At 45.3% G+C, this 23,534-nt stretch carries 21 protein-coding genes and 1 other RNA gene; 20 read left to right on the forward strand and 2 right to left on the reverse strand.

What is annotated here, in order from left to right; genetic code table 11:
• Nucleotides 1-382: 382 nt before the first annotated feature.
• The 4 genes from A5868_RS03355 to A5868_RS03370 all read left to right on the forward strand — a co-directional run bounded on the left by A5868_RS03355 (nucleotide 383) and on the right by A5868_RS03370 (nucleotide 6,063).
• Nucleotides 383-928, forward strand: coding sequence for a hypothetical protein (locus tag A5868_RS03355; RefSeq protein ID WP_254908365.1), 546 nt, complete (start codon nucleotides 383-385; stop codon nucleotides 926-928).
• Between the two features lie 161 nt (nucleotides 929-1,089).
• Entirely contained in the window at nucleotides 1,090-1,788 is a 699-nt protein-coding gene (locus A5868_RS03360) for a helix-turn-helix domain-containing protein (RefSeq protein ID WP_010781747.1), read from the forward strand.
• Between the two features lie 432 nt (nucleotides 1,789-2,220).
• Entirely contained in the window at nucleotides 2,221-4,518 is a 2,298-nt protein-coding gene (gene pflB, locus A5868_RS03365; RefSeq protein ID WP_010781746.1) for a formate C-acetyltransferase, read from the forward strand.
• 156 nt (nucleotides 4,519-4,674) lie between these two features.
• Nucleotides 4,675-6,063, forward strand: coding sequence for a L,D-transpeptidase family protein (locus A5868_RS03370; RefSeq protein WP_086305462.1), 1,389 nt, complete (start codon nucleotides 4,675-4,677; stop codon nucleotides 6,061-6,063).
• A 103-nt stretch (nucleotides 6,064-6,166) separates the two neighbouring features.
• Here the strand turns inward: A5868_RS03370 and A5868_RS03375 are convergent, their stop codons facing one another.
• A complete protein-coding gene (locus A5868_RS03375; protein ID WP_010781744.1) occupies nucleotides 6,167-6,985 on the reverse strand; it encodes a hypothetical protein in 819 nt (272 codons plus the stop codon).
• A gap of 293 nt (nucleotides 6,986-7,278) precedes the next feature.
• On the opposite strand from A5868_RS03375, the gene A5868_RS03380 reads away from it, so the two are divergent.
• The 16 genes from A5868_RS03380 (at nucleotide 7,279) to A5868_RS03455 (ending at nucleotide 22,953) form a co-directional block, all read left to right on the forward strand.
• Nucleotides 7,279-8,328, forward strand: coding sequence for an aspartate-semialdehyde dehydrogenase (locus A5868_RS03380; protein ID WP_010781743.1), 1,050 nt, complete (start codon nucleotides 7,279-7,281; stop codon nucleotides 8,326-8,328).
• 197 nt (nucleotides 8,329-8,525) lie between these two features.
• On the forward strand, nucleotides 8,526-10,205 hold the full coding sequence (locus A5868_RS03385; protein WP_010781742.1) for a ribonuclease J: 1,680 nt from the start codon (nucleotides 8,526-8,528) through the stop codon (nucleotides 10,203-10,205).
• A gap of 122 nt (nucleotides 10,206-10,327) precedes the next feature.
• Complete coding sequence (locus tag A5868_RS03390) at nucleotides 10,328-10,534, forward strand: MJ0042-type zinc finger domain-containing protein (protein WP_010781741.1); 207 nt, start codon at nucleotides 10,328-10,330, stop codon at nucleotides 10,532-10,534.
• A gap of 172 nt (nucleotides 10,535-10,706) precedes the next feature.
• On the forward strand, nucleotides 10,707-12,146 hold the full coding sequence (locus tag A5868_RS03395; RefSeq protein WP_010781740.1) for an MFS transporter: 1,440 nt from the start codon (nucleotides 10,707-10,709) through the stop codon (nucleotides 12,144-12,146).
• 124 nt (nucleotides 12,147-12,270) lie between these two features.
• Nucleotides 12,271-13,602, forward strand: coding sequence for a DRTGG domain-containing protein (locus A5868_RS03400; protein ID WP_010781739.1), 1,332 nt, complete (start codon nucleotides 12,271-12,273; stop codon nucleotides 13,600-13,602).
• Between the two features lie 14 nt (nucleotides 13,603-13,616).
• A complete protein-coding gene (locus A5868_RS03405) occupies nucleotides 13,617-14,570 on the forward strand; it encodes a DHH family phosphoesterase (protein WP_086305463.1) in 954 nt (317 codons plus the stop codon).
• A gap of 207 nt (nucleotides 14,571-14,777) precedes the next feature.
• A complete protein-coding gene (locus tag A5868_RS03410) occupies nucleotides 14,778-15,629 on the forward strand; it encodes a PRD domain-containing protein (RefSeq protein ID WP_010781737.1) in 852 nt (283 codons plus the stop codon).
• 1 nt (nucleotide 15,630) lies between these two features.
• Nucleotides 15,631-17,592, forward strand: a complete 1,962-nt coding sequence (gene nagE, locus A5868_RS03415; protein ID WP_010781736.1) for an N-acetylglucosamine-specific PTS transporter subunit IIBC — start codon at nucleotides 15,631-15,633, stop codon at nucleotides 17,590-17,592.
• Between the two features lie 218 nt (nucleotides 17,593-17,810).
• Complete coding sequence (locus tag A5868_RS03420) at nucleotides 17,811-18,815, forward strand: hypothetical protein (RefSeq protein ID WP_254908366.1); 1,005 nt, start codon at nucleotides 17,811-17,813, stop codon at nucleotides 18,813-18,815.
• Between the two features lie 162 nt (nucleotides 18,816-18,977).
• Nucleotides 18,978-19,301 carry a zinc ribbon domain-containing protein YjdM gene (locus tag A5868_RS03425; RefSeq protein WP_086305464.1) on the forward strand — a complete coding sequence of 108 codons (324 nt, stop codon included), beginning with the start codon at nucleotides 18,978-18,980 and terminating at the stop codon, nucleotides 19,299-19,301.
• A gap of 118 nt (nucleotides 19,302-19,419) precedes the next feature.
• Nucleotides 19,420-20,133 (forward strand): zinc metallopeptidase, encoded by a 714-nt coding sequence (locus A5868_RS03430; RefSeq protein WP_010781733.1) that lies wholly within the window; start codon nucleotides 19,420-19,422, stop codon nucleotides 20,131-20,133.
• 232 nt (nucleotides 20,134-20,365) lie between these two features.
• Complete coding sequence (locus tag A5868_RS03435) at nucleotides 20,366-20,701, forward strand: hypothetical protein (protein WP_010781732.1); 336 nt, start codon at nucleotides 20,366-20,368, stop codon at nucleotides 20,699-20,701.
• Nucleotides 20,702-20,788: 87 nt separating this feature from the next.
• Nucleotides 20,789-21,292, forward strand: a complete 504-nt coding sequence (gene tadA / locus A5868_RS03440; RefSeq protein ID WP_086305465.1) for a tRNA adenosine(34) deaminase TadA — start codon at nucleotides 20,789-20,791, stop codon at nucleotides 21,290-21,292.
• 26 nt (nucleotides 21,293-21,318) lie between these two features.
• Nucleotides 21,319-21,402, forward strand: an RNA gene (gene ffs, locus A5868_RS03445) — signal recognition particle sRNA small type.
• 138 nt (nucleotides 21,403-21,540) lie between these two features.
• Entirely contained in the window at nucleotides 21,541-22,410 is an 870-nt protein-coding gene (locus tag A5868_RS03450; protein ID WP_086305466.1) for an SPFH domain-containing protein, read from the forward strand.
• 45 nt (nucleotides 22,411-22,455) lie between these two features.
• Entirely contained in the window at nucleotides 22,456-22,953 is a 498-nt protein-coding gene (locus tag A5868_RS03455) for an LURP-one-related/scramblase family protein (protein WP_010781659.1), read from the forward strand.
• A 42-nt stretch (nucleotides 22,954-22,995) separates the two neighbouring features.
• On the opposite strand, the gene A5868_RS03460 is transcribed toward A5868_RS03455, so the two are convergent.
• Nucleotides 22,996-23,475, reverse strand: coding sequence for a methylated-DNA--[protein]-cysteine S-methyltransferase (locus A5868_RS03460; protein WP_010781658.1), 480 nt, complete (start codon nucleotides 23,473-23,475; stop codon nucleotides 22,996-22,998).
• Nucleotides 23,476-23,534 lie beyond the last annotated feature (59 nt).

Consider the following 23,534-nt stretch of genomic DNA (forward strand, 5'->3'; position numbering starts at 1 on the left):
GAATTAGAATGTGTCCTCTTGGTTACGCGAGTTATATAACTGAGGTTATTGCATCGGCGTTTTTCTAGCAGATCAGGCATTCTCAGGTAATCCCAAATTCAAATCGTGAATAAATAATTCTCTATTTGCAGATACAGCATGTTTGAGAGGGAGGGCGTCTATTTTTTCAACAGCTAAATTTTTTCACTATATAAGAGAGAGGAGCAGTAAAATAGCACGAAAATCAATGCATAGTAAATAGAAGATAAGCTTCTGTCACAACGTATACCCGTGAGTAGTTGGTTGGAAATCGAAAAAAGTTATACATAATAAGTCGAAATTCATACATATAGAAATGAAAAATCATTTGATCTTAATCACAACGAAAAAGGATGAGACAATTTTGAGAAATTTTTATAGTTCTAATTCAAGGATGGCGACGAAAAGCCAATTAGTCGAGACGGTTGAATTTTTAGAAAATCAGAACGAGCAGCTCTTGGATCAGGTGGAGAGATTGGAAGGGATTCGCGGCGCGTTAGAGGAAAAGGTTTCGGCCTACCGCGATCGTTTGAAGGAATTAACGGTGCGATTGGAAGAATTCCACGTATCTTCAACGGAGAAGGAAGTTGTTTATTACAATAAGGATAATTTAGAGAGGCGCCGCTTCGTCCTTCAACGAAGGCCTTCGACCGAACGTCTTGCTTCTGAGGAGCAGGCGGAGATCGATCATCTGGAAGAAAAATATGCGCGTCTGTTAGAACACTATATGTATGAACGTGAGAAAAATGAACGGTTAACCAAAGGGGTTTCAAAAAAAGATGAAGGCATTGTTCTTGAACTTTTTACAAAGGCGGAGGCGGCAGACGCCTTACTGAAGGCTGCCACGGTCAGTCGTAAGATGATTCAAAGAGCAGAAGAGCACGCAAGGCAGATTGAATCGAATGTGTAGAAATCTTTGGCTGGGGAGCCGGAGTGCACAAGAAACCTGCCATAAGAGATCATCCAGGCGTTACTAAGTAGAGATTCCGCTGTAAGGGATGATCAGGAGATAAGTAAACGGAGTTAAAGGGTGTAAAAAATGGAATCGAGTAAAGACGGGAGTGAAGCAACATGAAAAAAGTGATCATTTTGACGAGAAACATTATTATCGAGCAGGACTTTCAAAACGAATTGCAGCGATTGGATTACGAGGTATTTGTTTTAAAAGAATTCTTCGATGTGAACAAACCGAATTATTTTGAAGAGATTCTCTCTCTTTTTGATATCGTCATCTTTAGTGAAACATTGACGAACCAAGAATTTAACGAGATTTTACCTATTATCTTAGAAAAGGATCTTCATTATCTGCGAAGAACGGACGAGCCGGTGCCGAATATCGATGAGAACCATTGCCTGTCGATTGATTGTACGATGACCGAATTGAGAGAGTTCTTGCTGCTAAGCGATACACGCGAAGGACACAAGGAGTCGATCTCAAAAGGCTTGGTCAGACAATCTGAAATGAAAAAGCAAGACCTGGTTCTATTCTACAGCTCCCTCAACAACATTGAGAAGAAGATCATCTGCGCTTTAGCCGAGGGCAGCGGGAAGATCATCTCCAGAGATGAGCTGTGCAACAAAGTATGGAACAATGAAGTCAGCAAATCACGCTTAGTGCAAATGTCTACGGCTGTAGGGAATATCCGTAAGAAGATCGCCCATGCCCACATCGAAAATGTGCGGATCATTACGTACTGGGGGAATGGCTACCGTCTTCATGATGTCCCCAACGGATTGATGAGTGAGCACATCAAAGAATACAGCATGTAAGTGGAATCACATATAAAAAAACACAGTTAAATTAGAAAAAAGTCAGGAATAGTGTCTCGAAAGCGAGAGAAATTCCTGATTTTTTTTCTTTATAAAAAAAGTTTTTTAAGATTTTTTTACCGATTATGAGAAAACGAAGGGAAAAAATATTCACAAGCGCTTCTGTATCAGTCGTCTGTTTTTCAATTGCAATCCTTCGGTTAAAGCGTCAACTGAATAGTGTTTCGGACTTTCAATAAGTATCTGTCATTATCAATTACATGATCTGTTATAGTGAAAACTGTTACAGGAATCGGTTGACCATAAAATAATTATCATTATTTTAAAAGGATTTGCATCGATAAGGAGTAAAAAAAGCCCTTTCTTAAAACAGATTCCTTTGTTATAATCATTTTAAATTAAATTGAAACTAATGAACAAAGGAGTGCGGATATGGAAACTACTACAATCAAAAAAACTGTTAAACAAACAACGAGTCCTTGGGAAGGTTTTAACGAAGGTCGGTGGCAGCATGAGGTCAACACGTTGGACTTCATCAAACGCAACTACACAGAATATAAAGGTGACGACAGCTTTTTAGAAGGCGCAGCGCCAAGTACAGACAAACTTTGGGATAAATTACAAGAACTATTCGAAGTACAACACCAAAAAAATGGTGTTTACGACATGGATACAGATGTTCCTGCGACGATCACTTCTCATGAACCAGGCTATTTGATCAAAGACGAAGAAAAAATCGTTGGTTTGCAAACGGATGTTCCATTGAAGCAAGCATTCATGCCTTTCGGCGGGATCAACATGGCCAACAAAGCATTGGAATCAAATGGCTATGAAGTAGACGACGAAATGTCATTCATCTTCAACAAATGGCGCAAAACCCACAACCAAGGGGTCTTCGATGCTTATACAGACGAAATGCGTTTAGCACGTAAAAACAAGATCATCACAGGTCTTCCAGATGCTTACGGACGCGGACGAATCATCGGCGATTACCGTCGTGTAGCATTGTATGGTATTGACTACTTGATGAAAGAAAAGAAAAAAGATTGGAAAAATGTCGGCAGCAAAGTCATGACGAATGACGTGATCCAATTGCGTGAAGAAGTTTCTGAACAATTCCGTGCGTTGGCGGATATGAAAGAAATGGCTGCAAGCTATGGCTATGACATCTCAAAACCAGCAAGCAATGCGCAAGAAGCGATCCAATGGTTATACTTTGGTTACCTTGCGGCTATCAAATCTCAAAATGGGGCAGCGATGTCGATCGGACGTATCTCTGCATTCTTAGATATTTATATCCAACGTGATTTAGACCGCGGTGTGATCACTGAGTTTGAAGCACAAGAAATGATCGACCACTTGATCATGAAACTACGTATGGTGAAATTCGCTCGTACACCGGAATACAACCAATTGTTCTCAGGTTACCCAATTTGGGCGACGCTGTCATTAGCTGGGATGAACATGGATGGTTCGTCATTAGTAACGAAGAATGACTTCCGTATTCTGCACACATTGACAAACATGGGTCCTTCACCAGAGCCAAACTTGACGGTTTTGTATTCGTCTCATTTACCAGAAGGCTTCCGTACGTATGCAGCAAAAGTAGCGAAACAAAGCTCGTCGATCCAATTGGAAAATGACGATCTATTGCGTCAATACTGGGGCTCAGACGATGCAGCGATCGCTTGCTGTGTGTCTGCAACGGTGATCGGTAAAGACATGCAATTCTTCGGCGCTCGTGCCAACTTAGCGAAAGCGGTACTTTACGCGATCAACGGTGGGGTCGATGAAATGACGAAGATGCAAGTTGGGCCGCGCTTCCGTCCGTTGGAAGGCGACAGCATTGATTTTGATCAATTCATGGACAGCTACAAAGATGTCTTAGACTGGTTAGCTGAATTGTATGTCAATACCTTGAATGTGATTCATTACATGCATGATAAATATGCCTATGAAGCACCACAATTGGCATTGATGGATACAGACTTGAAACGCACATTTGCGACGGGGATCGCAGGAATCTCGCATGCGGCAGATTCATTGATGGCGATCAAACACGGAAACGTGAAAGTCGTTCGTGATGAAGACGGCTTAGCAATCGACTATATTCCGCAAAATGAATTCCCAACTTACGGAAATGACAACGATGAAGCGGATGAAATGGCAAACTGGATTCTTGAGTACTTCATGACGCAAATCAAACGTCAGCATACCTACCGTGAATCAACACCGACCTTGTCCTTGTTGACGATCACATCAAACGTGGTTTACGGAAAAAATACTGGGAATACACCAGATGGCCGTCGTGCTGGGAAACCATTGGCACCAGGTGCGAACCCAAGCTATCAAGATGGAAAATTCTTAGGTGAGAAAAATGGCTTGTTGGCTTCATTGAACTCAACAGCGAAATTAAACTACTCTTGCGCGCAAGATGGTATTTCAGATACGCAAACGATCAATCCAGGCGCACTAGGTCGTACAGACGACGAAAACATGCAAGTGGACAATCTGCGTCAAGTATTAGACGGCTACTTCGATAGAGGCGGCTACCACTTGAACGTGAACGTCTTTGGTCGTGAGCTGCTTGAAGAAATGGACAAAGATATCGACAATCCAAAATATGCGAACTTTACGATTCGTGTATCTGGCTACGCAGTGAAATTCCGCGACTTAACGCCAGAACAACGTCGAGACGTGATCTCACGTACAGACCATACAAAAATGTAAAAATAATTTTATTTTTAACAAAATAGAACTTGACGAAAGATTCTGTCGCTCGATTCTGAGCTTCAGGGTCTTTTTTTACCAAAAATGTTAAAAAATATTAATAATTATGATTAAGCAGGTTGGTGATAGGGTTTGAAGGAGTATGAGGACCAGTGGGTGGTACGTATTGTTGGTGTCGTTGCGGGGGCGATGGCTTTTTTTATAATGATTTATCTGTATTTTGGCTCACACTTCTATTTCGGGTCGAAGGTTGCGAATGTAGAAGTCGGGGGACTTTCCATTCCAGCAGCAGCAGAAAAAATTCGCAAAGAAACGGAAGTTGTGGAAATCAAGCTGAAGGGGGATCATCAAACGGTTCAATTGCAGCTAGAGGCACCCTACGACATTCAAAAAGACTACTTGAAGAAAAATGTGCGCCGAGGGGACGTTCGTTTGCCCTTTAAAAAAGGGGCAAGGAAAAATTTAGTCATGGCTCTGAATCGCGCGTCGTTTCTTGGTGGAAAAGAGGCGAAAAATGCGACAGTCATCTATACAAATAAACAATTTAAGATCCAACCGGAAAAAACCGGGACAGTCGTTGACTCGCCGCGTCTTATAAAGGAATTGTGTGCTTCTTTTGACAAAGGAGATTTGCAGACGTCCTATGATCTGACGGATTTTTATAAGCAACCGTCTATCACGAAACGGGATTTGGAGAAGCAGAAGGTAACGCAGCGTTTGGAAGGGATCAGAAAACGCGGGATCAAGCTAAAGCTGAACAAACAGACGATTCCGCTGACAGAGGAAATGCTCTCAGCCTCTGTAGATGAACAGGGGACGATTGATTTGGACGCCGTCACGGAGTGGGTGGCAGAATTGGAACGGAAGTATTCAACCATTTATAAACCCGTAGAATTCACCAATGTCCACGGGCAACGTTTGCGCTATAAAAATGTGGGCAACTATGGCTGGTTCATCGACATCAAACAATCTGCCAAAAAAAACGTCCATGAATTGAAGGACCCAGAAGCGCAAACGATCGCATTGGTGCTGAGAGGAGACACGAAGACACAGCCGCTGCGGGTCACGAAAAACTATGTTGAGGTGGACCTCGATAATCAAAAGATGTACTGCTTTGACAAAGGCAAGTTGGTCGTTGAGACGGATGTGATCACTGGCCGATACGACAAGGGGACAGCGACGGTTCCCGGATTCCATACGATCATGGACAAGCGGCGAAATGTCGACTTGAGCGGTGTGCTGACGACAGGAGACGGAACGTACAATGTTCCAGTCGATTATTGGCTGCCGTTATTGAGCTACGGACAGACGATCACTGAGATCGGACTTCATGATACGGACCATAAGCTGCAATACTTTGGTCAGCCGGGCGCCTTTATGACGGATCTTGGAAGCTACGGCTGTGTGAATACGCCCAAAGCAAATGTTGCTCAAATCTACGACTACAGTTTTATAGGGATGCCCGTCTTCATTTATGGGCATATCTATGATGAGGCTCCGGGAGAATGGGACAAGCCAGTAGAATATGGCACTGCTGTTGGCTAAGCCAGGAAATGGGCATCTATTCTTTTTCAGACGCCTGACTCATTGATAAAAAAGAAACGCCCCTTCGGAAGCAGAGACGATGTGCTGTTTCCGAAGGGGTGTTTTAGATGTGGGTTAATTTTTCTTGGATCATTTCTTTTAGATTGAGGTTTTCATTCAGTTTGGCGTAATAGTCCGCCTGTTTTAAGCATTCCACTTTGTCTTTAGGGTTTTCTTGAATAACCGCTTTTTCAAAAAACAACTCTTCTAATCCCTCGGTCACATTCACTTCTATTAATGTTTGGATGCCTTCATCGCAAAGGGCATTGGCCTTTGCCTGGTTTCCTCGATCCGCGTAAAAGCAAGCGGCTTGATAATAAGATGGCCCTAGTTCTAATTGAGTATTCATTTTTTCCTCCAATTGTTCCGCGCGTTCAAAAAAAATGCGTGCGCGCTTTTTTTCTTCGTTTGCTTGATAACAAGTGGCTAGTCCTTTTAGTACCAGCAGTTCATAACGTCTTTCATCGTGTAAAAAGGTGTGGGCTCGTTGAAAATAGTGTACGGCGCTTCGTGTGTCTTGTTCGCCGAACAGCGTGGCATAGGCGCGAAAATACAGTAAATGGCCGACGATTCGTGCGTTGTTATAAGAAATCTTTTTTCCATAATGGTCTAACAAATACAAGACGGTCGAGAACTCTTGACGCAAATGCAGGCAACGTACAATGTTCAATAAAGAGAATTCTGTGCAAAGAATCGTGTCAGGAAAAACATGATGGTACGGAATTTCCAATGTTCTACAAAGATCTAAAACCACTTCCAGAATGCCTTCGTTCTTCATTTCAATCCATTCTAAGTCAGCCGGTGCGCAAATGGCCCCTAAGGCTTCACGTGGTATGCCCGCGCTTTTGCGCGATTGCTCAATGATATACCCGTTAACTTCCATGATTGACCCCCTACGAATAACGCTTACACATTAATTCTAAAGCTTTTATTAGAAAATCACAATAAAATTATTCAAAAATCTTTGTTTTTTTAATTTATTTTACAACATATTGATGATAAAGTTTATTTTATCCTTGTTATAACAGTTAATTGAAAAGGCGAGAGACCGATAATTTGTCGGATTAAAAGGACTATTGTCTCAATCATTCGATCGATTCGAATAATAGAAAGAGCGCTTGCGTTTCAAAACAGATGTGATAAACTGTTAAAATACTATGAAATGAAAGAGTGATTATGATGAGAAAAGTGAATGTTGCAATCGTCGGCGCTACTGGCGCTGTAGGAACACAAATGATCAAACTATTAGAAAATAGTTCGTTGCCGCTGGGTACGGTAAAATTTTTGGCTTCTAAGCGTTCTGCTGGAAAGCAACTTTCATTTAAGGGCGACACTCAAACCATTGAAGAATTGGTTCCTGATTCATTCGAAGGGATCGATCTGGCCTTATTCTCAGCGGGTGGGGGCATCTCTGCGACCTTTGCGCCTGAAGCGGTGAAACGCGGAGCGATCGTCGTGGACAATACCAGTCATTTTCGGATGGACCCAGAAGTACCGTTAGTGGTTCCTGAGGTAAATCCTGAAGCATTGCGTGAACATAAGGGGATCATCGCGAATCCGAACTGTTCCACGATCCAGATGATGGTGGCGTTAGAGCCGATCCGTCAAGCCTTTGGACTGAATCGTGTCCTTGTGTCGACCTACCAAGCGGTGTCTGGCGCGGGAAACCAAGCGATGGAAGAGTTGAAGCAGCAGACGCGGGACTATTTGGATGAAAAGCCGGTCGCTGAATGGCAGGCAGACATTTTGCCCTGCGGCGGCGATAAAAAGCATTATCCGCTGGCCTTCAATGCCTTGCCGCAGATCGACGTCTTCGCAGATGGCGGGTATACCTATGAAGAGTGGAAAATGATCAATGAAACGAAGAAGATCATGGAAGACGACACCATCAAAGTTTCCGCGACGTGTGTGCGTATTCCGGTCATGAGCGGGCATTCTGAATCTGTCTATATCGAGACGGAACGAGCAGCAACTGTTGCCGAGATCCAAGCACTGATGGAAAAGGCAGCCGGAGTGGTCTTGGAGGATGATCCAAGCCAGCAAATCTATCCCCAAGCATTGAACAGTGTTGGCAAGAATGAGACGTTCGTCGGGCGTATCCGTAAGGACCCTGATGAAGAGAAGGGCGTTCATATGTGGGTCGTTTCAGACAATCTATTGAAGGGCGCAGCCTGGAATTCCTTGCAGATCGCTGAGACGATGTACGAGATGGACTTATTAAACTAACGAAGGATCAACGAAAGAGGGCTTGTGACGCGTTGCGTCTCAAGCCTTTTTCTTAAGCTCATTTTCAATCGATGGTTTTTCAGAAAAAATCATGTATAATAGCTAATGAGTATAGGCACAGACCGAACTGATTACGGGGTCTGAGGAAGCTGAAACGATAAATAAATTTATTATAAAAATTTGGAGAGGTGGATTTTTTGAGTACAGTCAAAATAATTCCCTTCAGCGGCGTGCGTGAAAACGGTAAAAACATGTATGCAGTTGAAGTGGACAACGATATTTTTGTCCTCGATTGCGGACTAAAATATCCAGAAAATGAATTGTTGGGGATCGATGTTGTGATTCCTGATTTTACCTATTTAATAGAAAATGCGGATCGTGTAGCGGGGGTTTTCCTGACACATGGGCACGCAGATGCGATCGGGGCTTTGCCTTATTTGGTATCTGAGGTCGCCGTACCTGTCTTCGGAACAGAGTTGACGGTCGAATTAGCGAAATTGACTGTCAGCCAAAATGAAGAAAGCAAAAACTTCAAGGATTTCCACGTGATCGATGAGCATACGGAGATCGATTTTGGGACAGCAGTCATCAGCTTCTTCCGAACCACGCATACGATTCCTGATTCTGTTGGGATCAGTTTGAAGACCAGCGAAGGCAGTGTCGTGTATACAGGAGACTTCAAGTTCGACCCGACGGCGATCCCGATGTATGCGACGAACTATCGTCGTTTAGCAGAGATCGGCGGAGAAGGCGTCTTGGCATTATTGAGCTCGTCGTCAAATGCGGAGAATCCGATCCAAGTGGCTTCTGAACGAGAAATCGCCAGTGAAGTCTACGATACCATCAATGAATGGGACGGCCGGATCATTGTCGCCTGTGTCGCCAGCAACCTGCAACGGGTTCAACAAATCTTGAATGCCGCCAAAAAAGCAGGGCGTAAAGTCGTGCTTACAGGTCAAGACTTAGACCGTATCATCAAAACAGGGATGCGTCTGAAAAAACTTGAAGTACCGGAAGATAGTTTGATCACGATCAAAGAAATGAAAAACTACTCACCGGAAGAGCTGATCATTTTAGAAACAGGCCGGATGGGTGAGCCTATCAAATCCTTGCAAAAAATGGCGAACCGCTCGCACCGCAACTTGAAGATCGAAGATGGCGACCTCGTGTATATCACTACGACGCCAACGATCGCGATGGAAACGACAGTCGCGAAAACAGAAGACATGATCTATCGCGCTGGCGGGATCGTGAAGAGTATCTCTGAAAACTTACGCGTATCAGGGCATGCGAATCCACGTGATCTGCAATTGATGATGGACATTATGTCGCCGCAATACTTTATTCCAGTCCAAGGTGAATATCGTCAGTTGTCTGCTCATGCACGTTTGGCGAATGAACTGGGTATGCCTTTCAAGAATATCTTCATCACTGGCCGCGGAGATGTGTTGGAATATAAAAATAAACACATGAGTGCTGCCGGCAGCGTCCCTGCTGATAACATTATGATCGATGGGATCGGTGTGGGGGATATTGGAAATATCGTTTTACGTGACCGAAAAGTCTTGTCTGACGATGGCATCTTTGTCGTCGTTGTGACCATTGATCGTAAATTGAAAAAAATCGTTTCTGCCCCGCAAATCACTTCAAGAGGATTTGTGTACATCAAAGCCAGCCGCGATTTGATCAAGGAAAGTGCCGACATTACCAGTGAGATCGTTGAAAAACATCTCCACTCGGACGATTTTGAATGGAGCAAGCTGAAGCAAGACATTCGAGATCATTTAAGCCGTCACCTGTTTGAACAAACAAAACGTCGTCCTGTGATCTTACCTGTGATCATGGAAGCGAACCAACGTCGCGGACGTCGCAAATAAAGAAATGAGACGCTTCGCCAATCGATTCTGATTGGCGAAGTTTTTTTGATACTTCCTACTCTTATTTTTTGTAAAAAAGGAGTATGATTAAAGGAGTAGTAAATGTAGAGAGGGCTGGTTATATGTTGGAAAAACCATTAAAGTGTCCAAATTGCGGCACACATTTCTTTGTTGACGAAGTATTGAACGTTCAGGATCACCCGAAGGAAGCGATGCCGGTGGAGTGTCCTAATTGCCATCATGTGTACGAAAAACGAATTACGAATGGCTATTTTATGACCTTTGAGGATCGTGAAGAGGGCAAATATGAGACAAAGACGGAAGAGTGATCTTTCGTTTTTTTTTTTGATTTGATTTTTGAGCTGTTTATCTATTAAAATAGCTATGGCCTATTTGAAGGGTTTTGTCTAGCGGCTCCTGTGAGAGCCACAGTTAATTTTGCCAGAGCGTTCAGCGTTTTTTTGACTGACTCGCAGGCTGTAATGAAAGGAAGTTTTTTTGATGCATACGTATCAAGAGGATGCGGTCGTCCAAAAGAATCGCTGGTGGATCTTAGTTTCCGTGGCGATGTTCACGTTCATGTCGACATTGGATTCTAGTATCGTGAATATCGCGCTGCCGACGATCTCGCGAGACTTATCTGTTCCAATGAATAAGGCGGAATGGGTCGTCTCGATTTATTTGATGGTGGTCTGTGCGTGCCTGCTGCTTTTTGGGAAAGTCGGAGACAGCTTCGGCAAGATCAAGGTCTATCGGATCGGAACGGTCGTATTTACCTTAGGGTCGCTGCTGTGCGGCTTCAATCATTCCTTGACCATGCTTTTGTTTGGTCGGGTGATCCAAGGAATCGGTGCCAGCATGACGATGGCGACGAACACAGGGATCACGACAGAGGTCTTTCCTATGAGAGAACGGGGACGAGCCTTAGGGGCGATCGGTGCCTTTGTCTCCTTAGGATCAATCGCAGGTCCGGGTATCGGCGGGTTGATATTGGCTCATTTTTCTTGGTCCTATATTTTCTGGATCAATGTGCCTGTAGGGCTATTGACGATCTTGATCGGTGAAAAATACTTGCCAAAGGATATCACGATGTCCAAAAAGAAAATCGATTGGCTCGGTTTCGTGACGTTCGCGATCACCATCATGAGCTTCTTCGGGGCGGTCTTTATTGGACAAGAAGTGGGCTATATCCATACAGTGCCGCTGCTATTATTCGTCGCAGCCATCGTCTTTTTCGTGATTTTTATTCGCGTGGAGAAGCAAAAGGAAAATCCGCTGCTCGTTTTTCATATTTTGAGAAACAAGTTGTTCACAATGAGCTTGGTCACGGCGTTGCTGATTTTCTCAGCCAATTTCTTCGTGAACGTGGTCATGCCTTTTTACCTGCAAAATGCGCGGGGCCTGACTGCTAGCTATGCGGGGCTGTTAATGATGGTCTTTCCTTTCTTGATGGTCATCGGCTCACCCCTCAGCGGGTATTTGACGGATCAGATCGGTCCTCAGAAGCTGGTGTTGATGGGACTGGCCTTGCTGTCTGTTACACAACTGATGTATGTCTTTATGAATCAAACAAGCCCGATCTGGTACTACATTTTGGCTACAGCGATCATGGGGATGGGGAATGCCTTGTTCCAATCGCCGAACAACACGATCGTCATGAGCAGTGTGGAGAAGGAAAACCTTGGCGTTGCCGGCAGCTTGAATTCCTTCGCTCGGAATTTGGGGATGGTCGTTGGTATCGCGCTGTCTACGACGATCCTTTACAGCGGGATGAGTACCGCTTATGGTCAGAGAGTGACGACCTACATTGAAGGACGGCCAGACATTTTCATTTTTGGGATGCGGGTGACCTTTATGGCCTCCTTTGCGATCTGCGTCATCGCGTGGGTGCTTTCGTTGATTCGATTCCGAAAAAAGACAACGGATCAGACGATCCATTAGTACAAAAGAAGTTGATTGTTACCCGAATGGTAACGGTTGACTTCTTTTTTTTTAGGGACTCTGTTATACTAGTTTTGCTAAGCTGTACTACTATAATAGATAAACTTTATAGCGGGAGGAAAATATGGCGACAAAACACGATTTGATTTTAGAACATATTGAAAATTTGCCGGTGGGAGAACGGATCTCCGTCCGCAGTATCGCAAAAAATTTGCGTGTCAGTGAAGGGACCGCCTATCGCGCGATCAAGGACGCTGAAAATATCGGATTGGTCTCCACGATCCAACGAGTAGGAACGATCCGAATCGAGCGCAAATTAAAGAAAAACATTGAGCGCCTGACCTTTGGTGAAGTGGTCCGCATCATTGAGGGCGACGTTTTGGGCGGTTCGAATGGATTAGACAAAGACTTAAATAAATTTGTCATCGGTGCCATGACGGAAGAAGCGATGCGTCGCTACATCACCCCCGGCTCGTTATTGATCATCGGGAACCGCGAGGGTGCACAAAAGCTGGCCTTGCAGGATGGGGCCGCAGTCCTGATCACAGGTGGTTTTGATACCACACCGGAGATTGCGCAATTGGCGGATGAGCTGTCGTTGCCCGTGCTAAGCACGACATATGACTCCTTTACTGTCGCAACGATGATCAATCGCGCGTTGAGCGATCAACTGATCAAAAAGGATATCATGCAAGTCAGCGATATCTATATGCCGTTAGAAAAGACGGTGTATCTGCAGGCAGGGGACACGATCGCGAATTATCACCGTTTATCTGAAAAAACGGGTCATTCTCGTTTCCCTGTTGTAAATAAGAGCATGCGGGTCTTGGGTGTCGTTACCGCGAAGGATGTTCTTGGAAAAGCGGAAAATCAAGCGATCGAGCGTGTGATGACCCGCGAACCCAATGTCGTGAAGCAGAGTATGAGTGTCGCGTCTGTCAGCCATCAGATGATTTGGGATGGACTGGAAATGATGCCGGTAGTGAAGGACGACCTTTCATTAGTGGGCATGGTCAGTCGTCAGGATGTCATGAAGGCGATGCAGCTTGTACAGCGTCAGCCACAAATGTCGAATACGATCTCTGACCAAATCGTCGGCGATATCCTAACGGTAGATACAGACCGTGATGATAATCCCCTCGACAATCCGTACTTCAAATTTGAGGTCACTCCTCAAATGGTCAACAGCGTGGGAACGATCTCCTTTGGTGTATTGAGCGAGATCGTCGCCAATGTGGCGCAGCGCAGCATCTTGATCGATCAACGACGCAATACATTGATCGAACAGATGAACCTGTATTATTTACGGTTGATCCAGTTGGAAAGTGAGATCGAGATTCATTCAAAAACATTAGAACTAGGACGGCGTTCGGCAAAGGTCGATTTGGAAGTCTACATCGATAATGTGATCGTAGCCAAAGCAATCGTGCTTTGCCAAGTGATGGAGCGCTCTTAGAAAGAGGAATAGGTATGACAATAACAGAAGAAATTTTACAAATGATTAAAGACTACGATCGGATCATCATCCATCGTCACATGCGTCCTGATCCAGATGCTCTTGGCTCCCAATGCGGACTCGCTGAGATTTTACGCGCGACATTTCCTAAAAAAGAGGTCTATCAAGTCGGAGGCCCCGTGGAAGGCTTAGATTTTTTAGCGGAAATGGACGAGATCGCGGATCATCTGTACGAAGGCGCATTGGTGATCGTGACAGATACTGCGAATGCTCCCCGCATCAGTGACGACCGCTACAAGCTGGGAGAAAAACTGATCAAGATCGATCACCATCCGAATGACGATCCATACGGGGATCTGCTTTGGGTCAATACGAAAGCAAGCAGCTGCAGCGAGATCATTGCCGACTTCGCCTTTGCTGAAGACTTGACCGTGACAGAAAATGCGGCACGCTTGCTCTATGGCGGAATCGTGGGAGACACAGGGCGCTTTTTATACCCGGCAACAACCTCCCATACCTTACAGGTTGCGGCGCGTTTGCTCGACTACGGATTCGATGCTACCAAGCTAAATCGGGAGATCGATCAAATCTCATTAGATGTTGCCAAGCTTTCAGGCTATCTTTATCAGAACCTGCAAATCGATGAACATGGTGCCGGGTATGTGTTCTTAGATCAGGCAATCTTAAATAAATACGGCATCAAGGATTCCGATACAGCCTCATTGGTCCCATTGCCGGGAACGATCGACGTCGTACTTGCTTGGGCAGTATTCGTCGAGCAGCCAGAAGGCTATTATCGTGTTCGTCTGCGGTCGAAAGGCCCCGTGATCAATGAATTGGCGAAGCAATACCATGGCGGCGGCCATCCGTTAGCCAGCGGCGCGAATGCGAAAGACCAAGCGATGTGCCAGGAAATTTATCAAAAGATCCAAGCTTTATGCGAAGATTACCAAAAAACTGGGGAATGATAAAAAACTTCAAAAAAAGAAGTTGACAATCCCCTCATTGGTCTATACAATTCAAAGTGTTAACAATACTGTTTCATGTGACTAGATCATACTAGGCATGGAAAGACACGCAAGGAAGGCTCCTTGTGCATCTTTCCGTGCCTTTTTATTTGGCCAAATAATAACTAGTCGAAACAGCACCACTATTCTGCAGAATGAGGACGAGCAATGAAAATCAAAAAGATACTGAATCAAAATGCCGTTTTAGTTGATGACCATGGAGAAGAAAAAATCGCCATCGGCAAAGGAATCGGTTTTAGCAAACAGAAAAATGATTTGCTTTATTCCCGAGAGATCGAGCGCTTGTTCGTGATGGAGCCGGAGGGACAGCAAAAGCTACAGACCTTATTGAATCAAATTAACGAAACCTATTTCTTTGCTGCCGAAGCCATTATTGATCATGCGGAGACGGTCCTGATGGAGAAGCTCAATGAACATATCTTTATTTCGTTGACGGATCACATCGCTTTTGCTGCGCAAAATATTTCAAATGGGATCGTTGTTCGGAACAAACTACTTAGCGAGATCGAGATTTTATACAGCGAAGAGTTTGGGATCGCGCAATGGGCGGTCGATTACTTGAATCGAACCCTGGAGATTCCGTATGGCTACGATGAGGCGGGCTATATCGCGATCCATATCCATAGTGCGCGAACGGGAAGAGGCAATAACCATGACAGTATTCGAGAAGTCACCATCGTTTCTGACGTGATCCACTTGATTGAAGAAGAATTGGAGATCGCGATCCGTTCTCAGGAGATGGCCTTGGATTATTCTCGTTTGGCGAATCATCTGCGTCTTTTGCTGCAACGCTATCAGACCCAGCGTTACGCGGTCCTAGATCAAGACATCATTGAGATGGTTCGGAACAAGTATCCTGAAAGTTATCAAGTGGCAAAGAAGATTCGTGTCTTTTTGATGAAGACCTATCAGTTAGCGATCACTACAGAAGAATTGGGCTATGTCGCTATTCATGTAGAACGATTGCGAAAAGTAAAAGAACATAAAGGAGAAGAATAGTATGAAAGCATATATGCAGCGCATGGGGCGTTCGTTGATGTTACCTGTGGCAACCTTGCCAGTCGCGGCTTTATTTATGGGGATCGGGTATTGGATCGATCCCAGCGGTTGGGGTGGGAACAATTTGTTGGCCGCTTTCCTGATCAAGGCAGGCGGAACGATCTTGGACAATCTGGGTGTCTTGTTTGCAGTAGGATTGGCCTTAGGAATGTCGAAAGACAAGGATGGCGCGGCGGCTTTGTCGGGATTGGTGGCCTTTTTGACACCGATGACATTAGTGAATAGCGAAGCAGTAGCCATGTTTACCAAAGTCGCGGTGGAAGATGTGAATATCGCCTTTGGTGCCATCAACTTTAAAAACGTCTTTGTCGGAATTTTAGCCGGTTTAGTCGCGGCGGCGATGTACAATCGCTTTAGCGGCGTGAAATTGCCAATGGCGCTGTCTTTCTTCAGTGGAAAGCGGCTGGTGCCTATCGTTACAGCAGGCGTCATGGCGGTGCTGTCGGCGATTCTGATTTTCGCTTGGCCACCTGTTTACACCGGCTTAGTCAGCTTTGGTGAGATGATCTCAGGGATGGGACCACTAGGGGCAGGGCTGTACGGCCTGTTCAATCGGTTATTGATCCCGACTGGTTTGCATCACGCGTTGAACAATGTCTTTTGGTTCAACTTGGCGGGAATCGATGACATTGGTAAATTCTGGGCAAGCGAAGGGGTTCGTGGAATCACAGGCCGTTATCAAGCCGGCTTCTTCCCAGTGATGATGTTCGGTTTACCCGCAGGAGCGTTAGCAATCTATCAATGCGCTCGTCCTGAGAAGAAAAAAGTCACGGCTTCCTTGATGGTCGCGGCCGCTTTTGCTTCTTTCTTTACAGGTGTAACCGAGCCGCTTGAGTTTTCATTCATGTTCGTTGCTTGGCCGTTATATGTCGTTCATGCTATTTTGACAGGGATCTCAATGTTCATCGCGGCGACTTTCCGATGGACCGCAGGGTTCAACTTCAGTGCTGGATTTATTGATTTCTTCTTGAGTTTGCGTGTTCCAATAGCGAATCAGCCGTATATGCTCCTTCTTTTAGGCTTGGTCATGGCCGTGGTTTATTACACGACGTTCCGCTTTGTGATCGTTAAGTTCAATTTGATGACGCCGGGACGTGAAGAAGATGACGGAGAAGAAATGCCGGATATTCGTCTGACTGGCGACAGCAAACACGCGGTCATGGCACAGAAGATCTATGAAGCGCTGGGAGGGCCGGCGAATGTGCAGTCGATCGATAATTGTACGACCCGTCTGCGTCTGCAACTCAAAGACACAGGGGAAGTCAATCAAAGCCAGATCAAGGCCACTGGTGTTCCGGGTCTAAAGGTGATCGATGACACGAATATCCAAGTGATCGTAGGGACCGAAGTCCAATTTGTAGCAGATGAGATGAATCGTCTCCACAATGGCAGCGGTGCAACGCATGCAGTTACGGAGCAGGCGATCGTGGAGGAGGAAGTTCCGAAAACACAGGCGCTGTTTGCAGTAGCCAACGGCCGTTTAGTGCCGATCACGGAAGTGTCCGACGATGTTTTCTCAGAAAAAATGATGGGTGACGGCTATGCTGTATTGCCTACTTCGGGTGAGATTTTCTCCCCTGTTGCAGGGACGATCTCCAATGTCTTTCCAACGAAGCACGCAGTAGGGATCACGACTGCATCAGGCGTCGAAGTCCTGCTGCACATGGGCTTAGATACGGTCGATCTAGGCGGAGAGCCTTTTGAACTTTATGTCAAAGCTGGACAACAAGTGGGGCGTGGTCAGATGATCGCTAAAGTAGACTTAGAGGCTGTTCGCAAAGCAGGGAAGAAAACGGACATTATTGTTGCGTTGACGAATATGGATAAAGTAAAAAGCTCCGATTTGATCGAAACAAAGGAAGTTCTTGTCAATGAGGTAATCGGTGAAATAACAAGTAATTAGTCCATAACGAAGGTCGTGTCGTCTTAGACACGGCTTTTTTTAGTTATTTAAAAAGAAGTTGACCGTTTATAGCAGAGTTAAAAAATAAATATTCAATAACATTCGTGAAAATAAATAAAAAAAATAGTTGATCTAACCATTTACAAGGCTGTACTTTTAGGCTTATTCTGAAAATATAAAAAACAGAAAGCGATTTCTTGAAAATGGAGGATGGGAACATGGATGTTAAAAAATTAGGTACGCGGCAGTTATTCTTGATGAAACGGGAATCGTTGGAGAAGAAGATCGTGACTTACTACGAACAATCCGGCGATGCGGATTCTGTGATCGAGTATTTGGTTGCGGTCATGGTGCGGAATGCGCTAAATTTGACGGGAGCCTTTTCTTTTCTCTGCAAAGACCTGCTTCGAGACCTCTTTTTAACAGTCGAGCCGACAGATACCCTGCGCCTCTTTTTGCCCTTTTTCAAGGAATGCTTTGAATCCAAAGAATGGGAAGGCTTGATCAAGCAGTATTTTGGAAGCCCTTCCGAATATTTTGCCCAGACTGGAATGATCCGCTCCTTCAAGAATGCCTTTGAAAAACAGGGCAGTTTGGACCTTTATAGAGAAGGGCTCGTTTATGACATTCGTTCCCGTTTTGAGGATGCCGCGGGCAAGCGCCATCTGTTGACGATTCGCGACGTTGATCCTAACAAAGAGGAAATGCTGGTGGCGGAAATTCTAGAAGTGCTGACCTTACTAAGTATCTTTGAAGTAGACGGCGTCCGAAAATTCGTGGCATTGGTCGATTACAAAGGCGGTGGTCACGTGGAGACGACTTCCTACAAGGTGGCCAAAGCCAAACAAACAGAAGAGGACACTGTCGTTGAAGAAGCGCCTACAAACACGAAGACCAAAAAACAGCCAGTAGTCGCCGCCGCAGAACCAATCGCCGCAACTGCCCCATCGCCAAAAAAAGCCAACAAGCTGTCTTACGAAGAAGCCGCGGCGATCGTCGAGGCGGAGTATCCGCTGCCGGGGGAGGAAACTTTTGCAACGGAACGTCCATCCAATAACGCCGTCGATCTCCCGCCCAAACCGAAGTCTTCTCACGTGCGTTTCGATAAGACCCCCGAGCAAGTAGAAGAAGAGCACCGACAGAAAAACCTCAAACGAAGACTGGATAAGCAGCAGGGGAAGAAAAAGGACAGCCGAACCAAGCGGAATAGGAAACGAAAATAGCAGATCGCGTGGACCAACGAGGCGTTCAGGCATCTTTGGATTGCTTTCGATCAAGGGCAACGGCTGAAATTCTGATAACGAATGTTTTTTATGGAAAGTCTTTTCAAGACAGCGCGTTTCAGCTAAACTAAACATTCAGAAAAAAATTATTGGAGGAAGAGTATGCCAAATTGTCCAATGTGTCAATCAGAATACACGTATGAAGATCGCGGCTTGTTTGTTTGCCCAGAATGCGGTCATGAATGGTCAGAAAGTGATGCGGCTGAAGAAGGGCTAGTCGTCAAAGACAGCAACGGCAATCAACTGCAAGAAGGCGATGGCGTCACGGTCATCAAGGACCTTAAAGTCAAAGGAGCGTCCGGTGCCATCAAGCAGGGAACCAAGGTCAAAAACATTCGTTTGGTCGAAGGCGATCACAACATTGATTGCAAAGTAGACGGCTTTGGACCAATGAAATTAAAGTCTGAATTTGTTAAGAAGTTATAAGCTAGAGGGATTCTTAGAGTTGTTTTCATAAAAAATTCATGCCTTTCATGTTAAACTAAGATTAGAAAACTGTTTTATTTAAGACAGTTAAATTATCTTTTATTAGAGGAGAATGTATATGTATGGGTATGGATCATTCTATAATTTTCTAGATCCCACGTTTCTATTAGTGATCGCCGGACTGGTCATTTCTGGTTTTGCTTCGGCGTATGTCAATTCGACATTTCGTAAATACGACAAGTTCCGAAGCAGTAAGGGCGTGACTGGGACCCAAGCGGCTGAGTATATTTTGCGCAGTCAAAATATCAATGACGTGGGTGTTCAGCAGATCAGCGGAGACCTGACGGATAATTATAATAGCGGCAATAAGATGTTGAGTTTGTCTGAAGCGACGGCGCAATCGACTTCAGTCGCTGCGATCGGTGTAGCAGCCCACGAGTGCGGACACGCGGTACAGGACGCGAAGAATTACATCCCGTTGAGAATGCGGGCGGCCATTGTTCCAGTTGCCAATATCGGTTCAACGCTTTCCTTCCCCTTGATTCTATTGGGTGTATTTATGAGCTGGAATCAGACGTTGATCAACATCGGGATCTTAGCCTTTTCGTTAGCGTTGATTTTCCAACTGGTGACCTTGCCAGTGGAATTCGATGCCTCCAGACGTGCATTGAGCATCTTGCGCGAAGGAAATATGCTGGATGAAGAAGAATTGGCCGGCGCGCGGAAAGTATTGTTTGCTGCGGCATTGACCTATGTCGCTGCGGCTTTAGCAACCTTCCTGCAATTGCTGCGGTTGGTCCTGCTGTTTGGCGGAAATCGGAATAGAAATTAAGAATCGACCACGTGTCGGTTCTTTTTTTTATTGAAGGGAAATCCGTCACCGCTGGAGGGCGCTTTCATTTCAACGAGTATCTTAGTATTGATAATTTTAAGTGTGTGGTATGATGGAATGAAGGAAGCCCTTTTGTTTTCTTCGCCGAGTTTATTTTGGCGACGCGCAGAGGGGACAGCGGGTTTTTCGTAAGAAGAATTCATCGAATCAAAATCACTAAGGAGCTGATACTATGAAAAGATCAACCAAAGTAAAAATCGGAGTAGGCGTCGTTGTGGCGGCTAGTACTGCGACAGCTGTAATTGCATCTGGCAAGCTGATCGAAAAAGCGCGCCATGTATCAAATCGTTGTAAGGTGAAACGTTTCGTCAATGACAAATTTGACGGCAGTGACTCACTGTTAGCAATCGTTGATAAACTTTCAGATGATGATTTGGATAATGTCATGAATATTTTGAACAAAATCAAGAGCGGAAAAAAGCGTGTATCGGTCTACGGTGAGTCCATCAAAGATACGACCGAAGATTTAAAAGACCGTTTGATGGACCTTGTAGATAAAATGATGTAAACGATGTGCCAGCGATGGCGCATCTTTTTTTGTGGGTATAATTATGCTAAAGTAAGGAACATCAATACGAGCGAAGTGAGGATACGAATGGAACGCGTGAGTCAATTAACGGAAGAAGAAAAACTTTTTTTTATGCAAGAGGCGATCAGCGAAGCCAATAAGGCGAAGGCAGTCGAGGAGGTGCCGATCGGTGCGGTGGTGGTCTATCGTGGAGAGATCATTGGACGAGGGCACAATTTGCGGGAGCACAGTCAAGACGCGACGAGCCATGCGGAAATGTTCGCGATTCGTGCGGCGTGCAAGGAGCTGGAAAGCTGGCGGCTGGAGGAGTGTCAATTGTTTGTGACGCTGGAGCCCTGTCCAATGTGCAGCGGCGGGATGATTCTTTCCCGAATTGAAGAGGTTTATTTTGGGGCCTATGATCCGAAAGGCGGGACGGCCGGCACCTTGATGAATCTTTTGACGGATGAACGCTTCAATCATCGGGCATATGTCGAAGGCGGGATTCTCGAGGAAGAATGCGGACAGTTGTTGACGAATTTTTTCCGTGAGATTCGGGCACGGAAAAAAAAGACTAGCCAAAACGACTAGAGTTTGTTATACTATTTTTTGCCGAAAGGCAGGACAATGCCGGGCCTGTGAATTGTGTCAGGTCTGGAAGGAAGCAGCACTAAGTAGGATCCGGCATGTGTCTGATATGAATGAAACCAACAGCAGACTTTCGAGTCTGCTTTTTTTATGAAAACGGGCTGAGGGCTCGTTTTTTTATTTAGCTTAATTGATTGAAGCGCTTTGAAAAGAAGCGTACACTGAGGGTACTAAAGTTGGAGGTGCGAAGGATGAAGGAGAAAAATGCTTTTCATATAAATGGGTACGCGGGATTGGTCGGGTTGATCCTCGTATTATTAGGCGGTGCGTGGTTCGTTATCACAGGCGGCAGCAATCAACGTCTAGGGATGATAATCATAGGGATCATTTTATGGATCATCGCGATCCTGTTCATCAGCTCATTGACGATCGTTGGACCGAATCAAGCGAAGGCGGTATTGTTTTTTGGAAAATATTTAGGTACGATCAAAGCGAATGGGCTGTTCATCACCACGCCCTTGACGCGGAAGGTACCGATTTCTTTGAAGGTACGAAACTTCAACAGCTCGTTGTTAAAGGTCAATGACTCAGACGGCAATCCGGTAGAGATTTCCGCGGTCGTAGTGTTCAAGGTCGTGGATACAGCCAAAGCGTTGTTCGACGTGGATTATTATTTGGATTTCGTTGAGATACAAAGTGAGACGGCTATTCGTCATATTGCGACCCAATACCCATACGATACCTTTAACGAGGACGATTTGACCTTGCGGGGCAACACTACCGAGGTTTCAGAAGAATTGGCACTGGAATTACAGGAACGATTGGCAATGGCCGGTGTGGAGGTCATTGAGACCCGATTGAATCATTTGGCCTACGCGACAGAGATCGCCAACGCGATGCTGCAGCGGCAACAAGCCAAAGCGATCCTGTCTGCGCGGCAAACCATCGTGGAAGGTGCCGTGACCATGACGCAAATGGCATTGGAACAGATCGAGAATGGGCAAGACATCCATTTTACAGATGACCGCAAAGTGCAACTGATCAACAATCTGCTGGTCTCGATCATTACGGATAAGGGCACACAGCCAGTCATCAACACAGGTGATTTGTCTGAAAAATAATCACTGTATCACGGAGTAAGTGAAAAGGAAATAGGAGGAAGCGCGATGAAAAAACTGTACATCAAACAAAAGGTCTTCAGTATCGGTGAAAAATTCACGGTGACCGATGAAGACCAACGTCCCCGCTATTTTGTCAAAGGAAGTTTCATGAAGATCCCCAAGACCTTCCGAATCGAAGATGAAAACGGCAATGAGGTCAGCCGCATCACGAAGAAAGTCATCAGTCTCTTGCCAAAGTTCTTTGTTGAGATGGATGGGAAAGAGGCAATAGAAATCTCTAAACGGGTGAGTTTTCTAAAAGCGAAATATTCGATCTCTGCTGAAGACATCAGTGTCGACGGCAATTGGTGGGATATGGATTTTGAAGTTTCGCAAAAAGGACGCAAAGTGGCAGAGATCCATAAACGCTGGATCTCGTGGGGCGATACCTATGAGATCACGATCTTGAATGACGCACTGGAAGAACTGATCGTTTCTCTAGTCATAGCGATCGATTGTGTCAAAGAAGACGAGGACGCTGCGCAAACGTCTGCCTCGAATTAAAAAAACCGCGACTGAAGAACGTTCAGTCGCGGTTTTTTGTCTTTAAAAGAGTGTGATTTCTTGCAGAGCAGGGTTTTCGATCGCAAGTAATTGTTCTTTGATCTTCAGACCAGCCTCGCTAGAGCCAGAATAACCTGTCAGCTTGCCGTTTTTCCCGATCACCCGATGACAAGGGATGAGGATAGGCAGCGGATTCTGACGATTGGCCTGACCGATGGCGCGGACGGCTTTTGGTCGTTGGAGTTTTTCGGCAACGTCTAAATAGCTGCAGGTCTCACCATAAGGAATCTCTATCAAGGCCTGCCAGACGGCTTGCTGGAAATCCGTTCCCCGCTCAAAGGCGAAAGGGACGTCAAAGGTTTGGCGTTCGCCTTTTAGAAAGGCTAATAGTTGTTTTTTGGCCGTTTGCAAAATGGCTTGGTTCGCGTCAGGGTGCTCTTCGATCGGTGTGTAAGATAGTTCAGTCAACGCCGTTTGATTCGCATTTAGCCAAAGCGTGCCAAGAATCGTCTCGAATGTCATAGGTCTTCCCCTTCTTTAGCCAAACGAGTCCGTTTGGTCTTCTTTGGCTATATGTTACT

The organism is Enterococcus sp. 12F9_DIV0723 (assembly GCF_002174375.1).
GTDB lineage: Bacteria > Bacillota > Bacilli > Lactobacillales > Enterococcaceae > Enterococcus_A > Enterococcus_A gilvus.

What these genes read in the sequence shown, in the direction of transcription:
- A5868_RS03360 (WP_010781747.1), top strand. Translation starts at nt 1,090, where the DNA reads ATGAAAAAAGTGATCATTTTGACGAGAAACATTATTATCGAGCAGGAC.
- pflB (WP_010781746.1), top strand. Translation starts at nt 2,221, where the DNA reads ATGGAAACTACTACAATCAAAAAAACTGTTAAACAAACAACGAGTCCT.
- A5868_RS03375 (WP_010781744.1), bottom strand. Translation starts at nt 6,985, where the DNA reads ATGGAAGTTAACGGGTATATCATTGAGCAATCGCGCAAAAGCGCGGGC.
- A5868_RS03380 (WP_010781743.1), top strand. Translation starts at nt 7,279, where the DNA reads ATGATGAGAAAAGTGAATGTTGCAATCGTCGGCGCTACTGGCGCTGTA.
- A5868_RS03390 (WP_010781741.1), top strand. Translation starts at nt 10,328, where the DNA reads ATGTTGGAAAAACCATTAAAGTGTCCAAATTGCGGCACACATTTCTTT.
- A5868_RS03395 (WP_010781740.1), top strand. Translation starts at nt 10,707, where the DNA reads ATGCATACGTATCAAGAGGATGCGGTCGTCCAAAAGAATCGCTGGTGG.
- A5868_RS03400 (WP_010781739.1), top strand. Translation starts at nt 12,271, where the DNA reads ATGGCGACAAAACACGATTTGATTTTAGAACATATTGAAAATTTGCCG.
- A5868_RS03405 (WP_086305463.1), top strand. Translation starts at nt 13,617, where the DNA reads ATGACAATAACAGAAGAAATTTTACAAATGATTAAAGACTACGATCGG.
- A5868_RS03410 (WP_010781737.1), top strand. Translation starts at nt 14,778, where the DNA reads ATGAAAATCAAAAAGATACTGAATCAAAATGCCGTTTTAGTTGATGAC.
- nagE (WP_010781736.1), top strand. Translation starts at nt 15,631, where the DNA reads ATGAAAGCATATATGCAGCGCATGGGGCGTTCGTTGATGTTACCTGTG.
- A5868_RS03420 (WP_254908366.1), top strand. Translation starts at nt 17,811, where the DNA reads ATGGATGTTAAAAAATTAGGTACGCGGCAGTTATTCTTGATGAAACGG.
- A5868_RS03425 (WP_086305464.1), top strand. Translation starts at nt 18,978, where the DNA reads ATGCCAAATTGTCCAATGTGTCAATCAGAATACACGTATGAAGATCGC.
- A5868_RS03430 (WP_010781733.1), top strand. Translation starts at nt 19,420, where the DNA reads ATGTATGGGTATGGATCATTCTATAATTTTCTAGATCCCACGTTTCTA.
- A5868_RS03435 (WP_010781732.1), top strand. Translation starts at nt 20,366, where the DNA reads ATGAAAAGATCAACCAAAGTAAAAATCGGAGTAGGCGTCGTTGTGGCG.
- tadA (WP_086305465.1), top strand. Translation starts at nt 20,789, where the DNA reads ATGGAACGCGTGAGTCAATTAACGGAAGAAGAAAAACTTTTTTTTATG.
- A5868_RS03450 (WP_086305466.1), top strand. Translation starts at nt 21,541, where the DNA reads ATGAAGGAGAAAAATGCTTTTCATATAAATGGGTACGCGGGATTGGTC.
- A5868_RS03455 (WP_010781659.1), top strand. Translation starts at nt 22,456, where the DNA reads ATGAAAAAACTGTACATCAAACAAAAGGTCTTCAGTATCGGTGAAAAA.
- A5868_RS03460 (WP_010781658.1), bottom strand. Translation starts at nt 23,475, where the DNA reads ATGACATTCGAGACGATTCTTGGCACGCTTTGGCTAAATGCGAATCAA.